The sequence below is a fragment of the Pseudomonadota bacterium genome, from assembly GCA_030860485.1.
In the GTDB taxonomy this organism is placed as follows: Bacteria; Pseudomonadota; Gammaproteobacteria; order JACCXJ01; family JACCXJ01; genus JACCXJ01.
Map to the genome: position 1 here is coordinate 1 of JALZID010000313.1, position 12,730 is coordinate 12,730.

Genomic DNA, 12,730 nt, shown 5'->3' on the forward strand with positions numbered 1-12,730 from the left:
CCAAGGTCTTCACTACAGCCATTTTTCGCGGATTTGTTGCGCTGCCGGATTTACAAAACAAACAGTTACGAATGGCGACGTCGCGCCAAAGCCGGAAAACGAAGGCGAATCGGCTAAGTCGGGCTAAGTCGGGTTAAGCGGTTGGTAGAAGCGCCCGACAACGTCCCGGGTTAAAGGTCAATTGACCGTTGCCACAGATGGGGTGCTTTTCTGAATTCGGTTTACTTCACGCGCTTGGCGCAAGGCACAGCTCGCCGAGTACGGCGGCTCGTTGTTCGAGATCCGCGCGGTCGCGGAGCCGTTCGTCTCCTCCGATGTTCCGGAGACGCTCGTCATCTACGTGCCCGGCATAGAACGCGATCGCCGCGGCTCCGTCCTTATGGAGCTCGAGAAAGCCGGCGAGTGCTACGCGCCACAGCTCAAGCGGCTCGCACGAAACGTTCTCCGGCAGCGCTACACGGACGGAGTCATCGACGAGATGTTGGCGCCCGAGCGCGTCACGTACCAGGACCTGGCGCGAGCGGCATCGGACTCCGGTTCCGCGGAGCCGCCGTCCCTCCTCAAGTCGATCTTCCACGACGTCTCGGGCAACGACGCCATCCTCGCTGCATGGCTTGTGCGGGACGTTCGTGATGCCGACATCGAGTCGAAGGAGGCGACGCGTGAGCTCGCGAAGCTCGTGCGCTCCCGGGTTGGCTTGGAGCTTCCCGAGGAGGCAGGGCTTCCGAAGCTTCGGGCGATCACGCTGCGCTACGTTCTCGCGGGCGAGTTCCGCGCTGACCTTCGGTGCCCCGCGCCGACATGTCTCGACAGCGTGCCGTCTCCCACGACGAAGGAGGAGGAAGCGGCGGTGCGGGAGCTCGCGCGACGGCTTCGTAGTTCGTTCGCGGACGAGTACGCGACGCTTGTCGACCGGGTCGAGGCCGAGCTGGGGCTACCCAGCGCAAAGCTCCCGGCGAACGGCCTCGGATCCATCGACACCTTCCGCTTCGAGGAACGAGCGCTCCTGGCGCACTGCGGAGAGCAGATCGCGACACAGCGATTCGGCGATGCGCTCGCCATTGTGAGCGAGCGCGAGCACAGCTTCTGGCTTGACCGTGATGTCGCTCGGAAAGCCCAGTGGGAGGCGTGCCGCCGCATGGCGGAGCTGGGAATGGTCACGATGGCGGTTCGTGCGGCGATGACGAAGGCCAGCAATGGCCCGAATGTATGGGTCGACGGCTACACCAGGAAGGATGGATGGTACCGCCTCGACCAGGCCCAGCGTCGCCTCGAAGCCTGGATCGCCAACCTCGAGGAGGAGCCTGAAGAGCCGCGCTCGGCGTCGTGCGGCGAGCCTATGAGGACACCTGCCACGCCATGGCCGAGGGCTTCACGAAGGCCCTTCTGAAGGCGAATTGGACCGGAGCCTCCGCGCTTCACCAGACGCGCATCTTCAGTGAAGTCGTTTCAGACAAACCGACACCGGTCGCGTACTTCCTGGTCGACGCGATGCGCTTTGAGATGGGTGTCGAGCTCGCAGAACGCCTGCCGAAAACTGCCGAAGTTGCCGTGCGCCCGGCGATCGGATCTCTCCCGAGCATCACACCGATCGGAATGGCGGCGCTGCTGCCGGGCGCCGCGCGCAGCTTCAGCGTCGTCGAGCAGAACGACAAGCTCGGCGCGCTCATTGACGGCACCTTCCTCCCCGATCTCGGTGCGCGCAAGAAGTTCGCCGCAGCCCGCGTCCCGAAGCTCGTCGACGTCGCGTTGGACGCGCTCCTGACCCTTCAGCCGTCAAAGCTTGCCAACAAGATCGAGTCTGCGCAGATCGTCGTGGTCCGGTCACAAGAGATCGACCACGCCGGCGAGACAGGCTTCACCCGACAGGCTCGGCGCATCATGGACGAGGTCATCGGCGACATCGCGAGCGCCATCCAGCGGCTGGCGAAGGCCGGCATCGAGCACTCCGTAGTCACGGCCGACCACGGACATCTGTTCTTCGCTGTCGATCGCGACGAGTCGATGCGGACGGACACCCCCGGCGGCGATCAGGTCGAGCTTCACCGGCGCTGCTGGATCGGGCGCGGAGGCGCAACGCCGCCTGGTTGCGTGCGCGTGCCGGCGTCCTCGCTGGGTTACGCGTCAGACCTCGAGTTCGTCTTCCCCACGGGATCCGGCGTATTCAAGGCGGGGGGCGACCTCGCCTTCCACCACGGAGGGCCAACACTTCAGGAGCTCGTGATCCCGGTAATCACCGTGCGTCTGAAGGTTCACGACTCCGCGAGGCCTACGGCGGACCCTGTCACGGCGAGCGGTTTGCCAGAGGCTGTCACGAACCGCATTTTCAGCGTCACGCTGCAGCTCGGTGGGCAAAACCTCTCCCTGTTCTCCAGCGCGATGGTCGTCCGCCCACTTCTGATGTCCTCGGGCAGGCAAGTTGGCGCCGCAGGCATGGCCATCGACGCCGAGCTCGACCGAAGCACCGGATGCGTGAAGCTCCAGCCTGGCAAGCCCGTCACGGTGGCCTTCTTGCTGACCGATGACAGCGTGCCGTCCTTGCGGGTGGTCGTTCAAGACCCGGCCACCGATGCGGAGCTTTTCCGCTCTCCCAGCGACATCCCGGTTCGCCTTGGCGTGTGATCCATGAGCAACGGCGCAATCCCCGCACGAGATGCACTCGACGACAAGGTCAACCGGCTCTTCGCCGGAAAGGTCGTTCGCAAAGACCTCGTCCGCAAGGTGAAGGTCGGCGCGAATGTCCCGGTTTTCGTCCTCGAGTTCCTCCTTGGGAAGTACTGCGCCTCCTCTGACGAGGTAGCCATCCAGATGGGGCTCCAGGTCGTCAACGACACGCTCGCGAACAACTACATCCGGCCCGACGAGTCGGGGAAGGCACAGAGCAAGGTCAAGGAGAACAGGAAGTACACCTTCATCGACAAGGTGAAGGTCCGCCTCGTCGACTCCGACTACTGGGCGGAGGCGGTGAACTTCGGGAACAAGTTCCTCCACGTTCCGACCCAGTACGTGCGCGACTACGAGCGCCTGCTCACGGGCGGCGTGTGGGCGCAGCTCGACATGCGCTTCGAATCTGACGAAGAAGCCGGCGGCAAGAACCCGTTCTGGATCGACAAGCTGACGCCCATCCAGATTGCGACCTTCGATCTTGAGGAGTATCGCCGCGTCCGGCGCGAGCTCACGACGGACGAGTGGATCGACCTGATGGTTCGGAGCATGGGTTACGAACCGGCGGAGATGACGCGCAGGTTGAAGCTCCTATTCCTCGTGCGGCTCATCCTGCTCGCTGAGCGCAACTACAACCTCGTCGAGCTCGGCCCGCGCGGGACGGGCAAGAGCTACGTCATTCAGGAAGTGTCGCCGTACGCAGCGCTTCTCACCGGACCGACAACGGTCGCCAACCTGTTCGGTCACATGGGCGGGCGGCAGAAAGGCATGGTCCAGATCTGGGATGTCGTCGGTTTCGACGAGATCGCCGACCTCCAGAAGATGCCCAAGGAAGTCATCACCACGATGAAGACCTTCTGCGAGTCGGGCACTTTTCAGCGCGGGCAAGAAGCGGCCTCGGGCGATGCAAGCATCGCCCTGTTTGGCAACACCAAACAGCCCGTCGACGTGATGGTTCACACGGGGCATCTGTTCGCTCCGATGCCCGACGTCATTCGCGATGACATGGCGTTCATCGATCGTCTGCACTTCTACCTCCCGGGCTGGGAGATCCCGAAGATGCGGAACGACCTCTTCACGAACCACTACGGGTTCGTCGTCGACTACCTCGCTGAGGCGCTCCGCGAAATGCGGAAGCACAACTTCACTGAGATCATCGATCGGCACTTTTCGCTCGGGTCGCACCTCAACGCCCGCGACCGGAAGGCGGTCCGCAAGACGGTCTCCGGGCTCATGAAGATCGTGTTTCCCCACGGCGAGGTGACCCGGGAAGAGCTCGGGGAGATCCTCGAGCTCGCAATCGAAGGCCGGCGGCGCGTGAAGGAGCAGCTCAAGAAGATGGGCGCCTTCGAGTACTACCACACCTCCTTCAGCTACACGCTGCAGGACACGGGCGAAGAGCGCTTCGTCGGTGTGCCCGAGCAGGGGGGCCGTGACCTCATCTCGACCGACCCGCTGCCGCCGGGAACGGTCTACACGGCCGGCGCGAACTCCGATGGTACCGTCGGGTTCTATCGGGTTGAGGTCTCGGTCTCAAGCGGCACGGGGAAGCTCAAGTTGGCGGGCGGAGTGGCCGGAGCAATGAAGGAGTCCGTCCAAAGGGCATTCAGCTACGTCCAGACCAAGAAGAGCGATCTCGGCATCGGGCGCGATCTCGACACCTCGGATCTCCACGTCGAAGTCATTGACCTACTCAACAACCATGTCGAGGCCGAGGTGGGCGTCGCGTTCTTCGTCGCCTGCTACTCCGCGCTTCGCAAAGCCCCCGTAAGCCCGGCACTTCTCGTTCTCGGCGACATGAGCGTGCAGGGCAACATCAAGGCACTCCGCTCGCTGGTCGAGCCGCTGCAAGTCGCGATGGACAACGGCGCCAAGCGCGCCCTCATCCCCATCGAGAACAAGCGGACCTTCCTCGACGTGAGCGCCGACATCGTTGAACACGTCGACCCGATCTTCTACGGCGATCCGAAGACGGCGGCGATGAAGGTTCTCGGCGGGCCATGAGCTCGCCTGGTCCCGCGAAGCAACGTCCTTCAGGAGAGAATGGTCGAGTTGATGCGCGATCAATCTCGTCAAGTCGGTGGCACAGAACTCACGAACGCACGAGGGAACATCCGCACATGAATGCCAGCCTGCGAGAAACGTTTACGCAATCCTGGGAGCAGCACACCGGCGGCTCGTTCAGATCCGCCTCCGATAGCGCCCACCGACCTCGTAGAGCGCCTCGGTGATTTGGCCGAGGCTGCAGTCGCGCACGGTGTGCATCAGCTCGGCGAAGGTGTTGCCGCCGGATCGCACCACGTCCTGCAAGCGCTCGAGCGCCTTCGGGGCCTCGGCGCGATGGCGCGCTTGAAAACGGCGTAGCTCTGCGATCTGGGCGTCCTTTTCCGCGTCGCTGGCGCGGGTCAAGGCCTTGGTCTCTGGCTTTGCCGAGGCCTCCGCCGGGGCCAGGAAGGTGTTCACGCCGACGATCGGCAGTCGTCCGTCGTGTTTGCGGGCCTCGTAGTCCAGGCCCTGGTCCTGGATCTTGGTGCGCTGATAGAGGCCCTCCATGGCGCCCAGGACCCCGCCGCGCTCGCTCAGGCGATCGAACTCCGCGTATACCGCTTCCTCGACCCGATCGGTGAGGGCCTCGATGTAAAAGGACCCCTGCAACGGGTTCTCGTTGGCGCTCTGCCCCAGCTCCTGGCGGATAATCTCCTGGATCGCGAGCGCGCGGCGGACGGATTCCTCGGTCGGGGTGGTGATGGCCTCGTCGTAGGCATTGGTGTGGAGGCTGTTGCAGTTGTCTGCGATCGCATAGAGGGCCTCGAGCGTGGTGCGGATGTCGTTGAAGGCGATGTCCTGGGCTTGGAGGCTGCGCCCGCTCGTCTGCACGTGATACTTGAGCATCTGGCCCCGCGGCCCGGCCCCGTAGACGTGGCGCAGGGCGCGCGCCCAGATGCGCCGCGCGACCCTCCCGAGCACGGCGTACTCGGCATCCAGGCCGTTGCTGAAGAAGAAGCTCAGGTGCGGCGCGAAGTCGTCCAGCGCGAGACCGCGCGCGAGGAAATACTCGACCAGCGTAAACCCATTTGCGAGCGTGAAGGCGAGCTGGGTCACGGGGTTGGCGCCGGCCTCGCCGATGTGGTAGCCGGACACCGAGACGCTGTAGTAGTGGCGCATGCCGTTGGCGATGAGATACGCCTCCACATCGCCCATCAGGGCAAGCGCGAACTCGATCGCAAATAGGCACTCGTTCTGGGCCTGGTCCTCCTTCAGGACATCGGCCTGCACCGTGCCCCGGAGGCGTGCGAGGGTGTCGGCGCGGATGTGCGCATAGGTCTCGGGATCGAGGAGCTCGGCGCCCGAGACGCCCAGCAGCCCGAGCCCGAGGCCGTCGTGACCCGGCGGCAGCGGGCCTCGATAGCTGGGCCGATCCGGGTCGAGGCGTGCCTCGGTCTCCGTCCACCGGCCCGCCTGCCGCAGGTGTTTCTCGACCGCCTGGTCGATGGCCGTGTTGAGATACATCGCGAGCAGCACGGGCGCGGGTCCGTTGATGGTCATCGACACCGAGGTCGTGGGCGCGCCGAGGTCGAAGCCGGAATAGAGCTTCTTCACGTCGTCGAGGCTGGCCACCGACACCCCCGACATCCCGAGACGGCCGTACACATCGGGGCTAGTGTCCGGGTCTGCGCCGTAAAGGACGACCGGATCGAAGGCCGTCGACAGGCGCGTGGTTCGGGGCAGGCGAGTCGTCTCGGCCCCGCCCGCCAGGTAGTGGAAACGGCGGTTGGTACGCTCCGGACCACCTTCGCCCGCGAACATGCGCGTCGGGGCCTCCAGGTGGCGGCGCGGGTAGACGCCGGCCGTATACGGGTAGCTGCCGGGCAGGTTCTCCTGGAGGAGGAAGCGCAGCAAGGTCCCCCAGTCCTCGAAGCTCGGCAAGGCCACCGCCGGGATCGGGACACCGCTCTGGCTCTCGGTGTCGTTGGCCAGGACCTGCTCCCGGTCCCGCACCCGGTAGACCAGGCGCGCGGCGCGATACCTCGCCGCTTGTTCCGGCCAGGCCCGCAGGAGCTCGCGTCCTTCCTCACCGATCTCAACCAGGGCGGTTTGATAGCCCTGGCGGAGCCTGGCCCTGACGGGGTCTGGGTCGGCCGTGGCCGCAGCGAAATCCGCCAGCGGCGCCGGAACGTCGGGGGCATCCAGGGCCTCGCAGCTCAGGTAATAGGCCTGGGCTCGCCGTGCGGCCTGTGCCTTTCGCTCGGTCGCCTCGCGTTCCTCCCGCCCCTGCCGGGCGATCTCGGAGAGATAACGCAACCGCCCTTGGGATAGGAGGGAAACCGGTGCCTTGGAAGGCGCGCGGCCGCGCACGGCCGGTGTCCACCGATGGGCGCCTCCGAGCGCCGACAGGCGCTCGCACAGGGCGACGAACAAGCGCTCCAGGCCGGGGTCGTCGAAGCGATGCGCCGAGGTGTCGAACACCGCGCTGCCCTCCCTCGAAACGGTCCGCAAGTGGTCTTGCACCGCGCGCAGCGCATCGGCGGCCCCGGGTTTGTCGCGCTTGTTCAGGACCACGGCGTTGGCGGCGTCGAGCATCTGGATCTTCTCGAGCTGGCTCGGACCGCCATAGTCCGCCGTCATGACGTAGACCGCTACATCGACGAGATCGGCGATCTCGGTGTCGCCCTGCCCGGTGCCGGCGGTCTCGATGAGGACCAGATCGAAACCGAGCGTCCGCAGGAATTCGAGGCACGGGCGCAAGACCGCGCTGGTCGCGAGGTGGCGCCTGCGGGTGGCCATGGAGCGCAGATAGACGCGCGGGTGACACCCGCTGTTCATGCGCAGGCGATCGGCGAGCAGCGCGCCGCCGCTCCTCTGGCGCGTGGGATCGATGGCGATGAGCGCCACCCTCAGGGCCGGAAATGCCGCCAGGAGTCGCGCGAGCAGCTCGTCGATGACCGTGCTCTTGCCCGAGCCCCCCGGGCCCGTGACGCCCAGGACCGGGCAGGAGCGCGCCGCGCGCCCCCCGTCTGCGAACTCTTTATTTTTGTACTTGGCCGCGCCGCGCTCGATGAGGGACAGGGCGCGGCCGATCGCCGTGTGGTCATCCGGCCCCGCGGGGGGCTCTGGATCCGGTCCCCGCGGTGACCGGCGGGTGCGTTCCAGCACCTCGCCGACCATGGCCTCCAACCCGAGCCGGACGCCATCCTCCGCCCGGTAGACGCGCTCGACGCCATCCTGCTCCAGCGCTTCCGCCTCCGCCGCGGTGATGGTCGCCCCGCCGCCCCCGAACACCCGGATGTGCCCCGCGCCTTGCGCCCGCAGGCGGTCGACAAGATAGCGGAAGAACTCCAGATGGCCGCCCTGGTAGGAGCTGATCGCGACGCCGTCGGCGTCTTCCTGGCAGGCGGCCCGGACGATCTCCTCGACACTGCGGTTGTGGCCCAGGTGGATCACCTCGGCGCCCTGGGCCAAGAGCAGGCGCCGGATGAGGTGAATGGCGGCGTCGTGGCCGTCGAAGAGGCTCGTGGCCGTGATGAAGCGCAGCGGCGCCGGGCGTTCGGGACGTCTTGGGGTGTCCTTCCGGGTGATCGTGGACATGGAAAACGCGCCCTGGGAATCTTTGGCCATCGTCCTCAATCGCCTCCTTCAATTAACGCCTCTCCCCCCGGGAGAGGGCTAGGGTGAGGGGATCAAAAAACCGACCGTGTGTGGTAAATACTGGCCCGAATGCGTTTGAACCGCCGCCCACCCGGTCGGTACCGCACTGACATCGGCGCAGCATGGGGCCGCCAGCGCACATGCCTATAGGACTGGTCCCGCCGATCCCGCGTTCCGAGCGAGCCGGCGGATTGGAACCCGTCACGGCAGTTCCGACCGGGTATCCACCGGGCGCGCTCGGGGTCCGAGGCCGGGCCGTCAGGCCTTTTTCGTGTCCTGTCCACTGTCGGTGGGCTCGGAGGAGCGCGCCTCGGGTTTCAGCATCGTCCGCCCTCGCTCGATGGCCCGGTCGAAGAGGCTGAAGGCGAACTCGACGCTGTATCCCACGAGGAACGCCACCACCACGAGCGACAGGCTGTAGGTTTCGAGCTCCGCCTCGTCGAGAGAGAACATGATCCCGGCGATGACTCCGAGCAGCCCGCCCAGGGACAGGCGCATGGCGAACTGACCGCCGAAGCTCGGCGTGTAACTGTGGTAGGCGAGATTGAAGAGCGCGCGCCGCACGATGTAGGCGACGGCCCCGAGCAGACCCAGGATCAGGGGCAGGACATACTGCGACAGAATGCCGAGGAGCGACCGGGCATAGTTTTCGACGGCGAGCATGCGGACCGACCCCGCCTCGGCCGCATCGGGTTGCCGCGCGTCATCCATCCGGTCCGGTTTCGGATACACCCACCACCACATCGCCATGAGGTGCGCCTCGGCGCGGCTCGAGACCGTCATCTTTCCCTCCAGCTCGGCGTGACGGTCGAGGAGCGGCTTGAGCGGTGCGGCCTCGTCCTTGAGATCGAGATTGGTCGGCTGGGTAAGTGCACTCATCGCGTCTCTCTGGATACTCCGATCTGCCATTCCTCCGAGGGGGGAATTACCAAGTCGTGCGGAGGTAACTCAAACAAATTCTATTTCATGTGTGGTCCAATAGTAGACCAACACGTGAGCTCGAACAAGCCGGCGCCAAGCGCCGACGCAACGTTCGTATTCATGGCCTCGAGTTCGTTGGCGCTGGCGATCTGGGACTTCCTGACGGTAACACGGGAAACGCGTCCCACCGGACGGGCGAAAAGCGCCGCGCGTCGGTGAACCCGATCGTTAGCCGGAAGAAAGAATGGAAAGGGGGGAGCCAAATGGTTAAAGGAATGATTTTCGATATCGGAGGTGTACTCGGTCATGATGTGTGGGAAAATCTTTTCCCTGCACTTGATAAGCAAGGTGGAATAGCAGCGAAATTCGATCTTAACAAGGACCATGTTCACAGGGTTGGCGAGCTACTTTGGGAGGCATTCGCTCATAGGCAGGAAGGCCCTTACAATACTTGGCGCGAGCTTGAACACCACGAGCTTGAACACCAATATCGGGATTTGTTCATCAAATTCTTCTGGAGCAAGTCGCCACCGAAAGAGGCTTCGGCCGAGCAATTCATCAGAATGACAGGAAAGTTCATAAAGCCCGTTGACCACGCCTATCGGTTTTCCCCGCCGCCGCGACAGCGCGCGGGCCGCTTGCAGAACGTCATCATCGAGATCGAGGGTCGCGCGCATGATGCGAACATGCATCACGCAGCTCGCGTCAAGTGGGGTGCGCCCTGGGGCAGGGTCAGGTGTTTGCCTTTCGCCCCAAGCGCTTTGCTGACGCGATCCCTCCGGAATACGCGAGGGACAACTGAAGTGCGACAGAGACCGGCGCGAACGAGCGGCGGTGGATGGGCGAGGGCCCGAGGCGCAGGAGCGCGGCGTGGTGGGCTTGTGTCGCATAGCCCTTGTGGCGCGCCAGGCCATAGCCCGGATAGCGGTCGTCGAGCCCGATCATCTCCGCGTCGCGGGCCACCTTGGCCAGGATGGAAGCGGCGCTGATGGCCGGGACCAGCCGATCGCCCCCCACGACGGTGACGCTGGCGCAGGACAGGACCGGTCGCATTGTGCCATCCACCCAGACACCGGTGGGCGCCATCGGCAGGGCCAGCACGGCGCGACGCATGGCGAGCAGCGAGGCCCGCAGGATGTTGTGGGCATCGATCTCCTCGACCTCGGCACGCCCCAAGGCAAAGGCCAGGGCCACGTGACGGATCTGGGTGGCCAAGTCCTCGCGCTCGGCGGCCTTGAGCAGCTTGGAATCCTTTAGCCCCGCGATGGGATGGGCGGGATCGAGGACCACGGCCGCCGCCACCACCGGACCCGCCAGCGGCCCCCGCCCGGCCTCGTCGACCCCGGCGATCGGCATGCGGCGCTACCGATCCAACGGACCCAGGAGCCCGTTCCACCGGTTCACGACCTCGCAGAAGACCTCGGCCGTGCGTTCGGCGTCGTAGATCGCGGAGTGGGCCTCCTTGTCGTTCCAGGCGAGTCCGGCGGCCTCGACGGCCCGCGACAGCACGGTCTGGCCGAAGGCGAGGCCGGCGAGCGTGGCCGTATCGAAGGTCGAGAAGGCGTGGAAGGGGTTGCGCTTGATGCGGTTGCGGGTCACGACGGCCTTGACGAAGGATAAATCAAAAGCCGGATTGTGACCGACGAGGATGGCGCGCGTGCAGCGGCTCGTGGCCACCGCCTCGCGCACGAACCTGAATACCGTCTCCACGGCCTCGCCCTCGGGGACCGCGAAGCGGAACGGGTGATGGGGGTCGATGCCGGTGAACTCCAGCGCGGCCGGTTCGAGGTTGGCGCCGGGGAAGGGCTGCACGTGGCAGGCGACGGTCCTATCTCGCCGCCACCGTCCGTTGCGGTCGGGCACGACCGTGACCGCCGCGATCTCCAGAAGCGCGTCGGTCACGGGATTGAAGCCCGCCGTCTCGACGTCCACGACCACCGGCAGGAACCCGCGGAAGCGCTGGGCGATGCGGGTCTTGTTTTCCAGATCAACGCTCATGGACGAGGCGCCAGCGGCACTCCGCACCGGCCCTGAAGGGGATGAGAACGCCGTCGCCGAAGGGCAGGCTCGCCGGCACCCGCCAGGGTGTCCGCGCAAGCGTGATCGTGTCGGGATTGGGTGGTAGGCCGTAGAAGGCCGCGCCGAAGGTGCTCGCGAATCCTTCCAGGCGGGGAAGTGCGCCGGCTTCCTCGAACACCTCCGCGTACAGCTCCATGGCCGCGTGCGCGGTATAGATCCCAGCGCACCCACAAGACGTTTCTTTGGCGCCACGGGCATGCGGAGCGCTGTCCGTACCGAGAAAGAACCTGGGATTGCCGCTCCCTGCAGCCCGTACCAGGGCTTGGCGGTCCTTCTCGCGTTTCAGGAGCGGGAGGCAATAATGGTGGGGATGGAGGCCGCCGTCGAAGAGGGCATTGCGGTTCATGAGCAGGTGGTGCGCGGTGATGGTGGCGACGAGTCGCTCGGGACCGGCGAATACGAAGTCTATCGCTTCGCGGGTCGTGATGTGCTCCAAGACGATCTTGAGCCCGGGGAATCGTTCGAGCAGATCGATGAGCACCCGTTCGATGAAGACCCGCTCCCGATCGAAGACATCGACCTCCGGATCGACGACCTCGCCGTGTACCGCCAGCGGCATCCCGGAGGTTTCGAGTGCCGCGAGCACGCGATACACGCGGCAGAGGTCCGTGACGCCGGGCTCGGAGTGGGTCGTGGCGCCGGCGGGGTAGTATTTGACGGCATAGATGAGACCGCTCGCGATGGCTCTTTGGACCTCCTCTTGTGTCGTGGCCGCGGTGAGATAGAGGGTCATGAGTGGCTCGAAGCGCAGGCGCCTTGGGATAGCCGCCAGGATGCGCTCGCGATAAGCGAGCGCCTGTGCCGCGGTGGCGATGGGCGGCTGGAGGTTCGGCATCACCAGCGCCCGCGCGAAGCGCGCGGCCGTATCCGGGACGACTGCGGCCATCTCCGCCCCATCGCGGAGATGGACATGGAAGTCGTCGGGGGCGCGCAGGGTCAATGGCATGGGGGCGCATCGCAGTATACGTCGCTCGCGGCGCGGCGGATCGAGCGCCTTTTTACCACGATGTCGGGTCCGCGGCGTGGGCGCCCTCAGGTGATGGCGTTTCCGAAGGCTTGCGAAATCGCATTGAATCTTTGATTCTTTTCACAAGCCCAAGCCGTCGGTTTTCCTCGTTAGCCGCGAGACGGGCCGGCGGCCTGCAGACCCAGATCGACGCTGCATTGCCCGAGTGCCACCGTGGTAGACTCGCGTTGCCCTTCCAGTGCCTTTGAAATCCTCCGAGACGCCGCGGGGGCCCCTTTGGCCGCAGTGTGTCATCCACGCCCAGCAGGCTATTGAGAAATCCCTTAAGGGAGCCTCTAAAAATTGTGGTGAAAGCCTATACTGCCGCGGCATGTTACAAGGGATTTCACTATCCAGGCCGATTTTGGAGCAGCATCAGGGATCTAGATCGGCCTTTTTGAGGGGATCATCCCC

10 protein-coding genes are annotated in these 12,730 nt (G+C 65.2%); 3 read left to right on the forward strand and 7 right to left on the reverse strand.

Annotation, left to right across the window (positions count from 1 at the left end; genetic code table 11):
- The first annotated feature begins 271 nt into the window (after positions 1-271).
- Genes M3461_19520 through brxL form a run of 3 tightly spaced genes read left to right on the forward strand, consistent with a single transcriptional unit; the run spans position 272 to position 4,668 of the window.
- Entirely contained in the window at positions 272-1,390 is a 1,119-nt protein-coding gene (locus M3461_19520; GenBank protein ID MDQ3776386.1) for a hypothetical protein, read from the forward strand.
- A complete protein-coding gene (locus M3461_19525; GenBank protein MDQ3776387.1) occupies positions 1,360-2,622 on the forward strand; it encodes a PglZ domain-containing protein in 1,263 nt (420 codons plus the stop codon). Before M3461_19520 ends, M3461_19525 begins: the two co-directional genes overlap by 31 nt.
- Positions 2,623-2,625: 3 nt before the next feature.
- Positions 2,626-4,668 carry a protease Lon-related BREX system protein BrxL gene (gene brxL / locus M3461_19530; GenBank protein ID MDQ3776388.1) on the forward strand — a complete coding sequence of 681 codons (2,043 nt, stop codon included), beginning with the start codon at positions 2,626-2,628 and terminating at the stop codon, positions 4,666-4,668.
- A 177-nt stretch (positions 4,669-4,845) separates the two neighbouring features.
- Here the strand turns inward: brxL and M3461_19535 are convergent, their stop codons facing one another.
- From M3461_19535 to pyrC, 7 genes are all read right to left on the reverse strand, one after another.
- Positions 4,846-8,250 (reverse strand): methylmalonyl-CoA mutase family protein, encoded by a 3,405-nt coding sequence (locus M3461_19535; protein MDQ3776389.1) that lies wholly within the window; start codon positions 8,248-8,250, stop codon positions 4,846-4,848.
- Between the two features lie 318 nt (positions 8,251-8,568).
- Positions 8,569-9,189 carry a hypothetical protein gene (locus M3461_19540; protein MDQ3776390.1) on the reverse strand — a complete coding sequence of 207 codons (621 nt, stop codon included), beginning with the start codon at positions 9,187-9,189 and terminating at the stop codon, positions 8,569-8,571.
- Positions 9,190-9,269: 80 nt separating this feature from the next.
- On the reverse strand, positions 9,270-9,623 hold the full coding sequence (locus M3461_19545; GenBank protein ID MDQ3776391.1) for a hypothetical protein: 354 nt from the start codon (positions 9,621-9,623) through the stop codon (positions 9,270-9,272).
- 12 nt (positions 9,624-9,635) lie between these two features.
- Positions 9,636-9,908 carry a hypothetical protein gene (locus tag M3461_19550; protein ID MDQ3776392.1) on the reverse strand — a complete coding sequence of 91 codons (273 nt, stop codon included), beginning with the start codon at positions 9,906-9,908 and terminating at the stop codon, positions 9,636-9,638.
- Positions 9,909-9,963: 55 nt separating this feature from the next.
- Positions 9,964-10,587 (reverse strand): ribonuclease HII, encoded by a 624-nt coding sequence (gene rnhB / locus M3461_19555; protein ID MDQ3776393.1) that lies wholly within the window; start codon positions 10,585-10,587, stop codon positions 9,964-9,966.
- 6 nt (positions 10,588-10,593) lie between these two features.
- Positions 10,594-11,229: a ribonuclease T gene (gene rnt / locus M3461_19560; GenBank protein MDQ3776394.1), complete on the reverse strand. Its 636-nt coding sequence runs from the start codon at positions 11,227-11,229 to the stop codon at positions 10,594-10,596.
- Positions 11,219-12,256 carry a dihydroorotase gene (gene pyrC / locus M3461_19565; GenBank protein MDQ3776395.1) on the reverse strand — a complete coding sequence of 346 codons (1,038 nt, stop codon included), beginning with the start codon at positions 12,254-12,256 and terminating at the stop codon, positions 11,219-11,221. Before pyrC ends, rnt begins: the two co-directional genes overlap by 11 nt.
- Positions 12,257-12,730 lie beyond the last annotated feature (474 nt).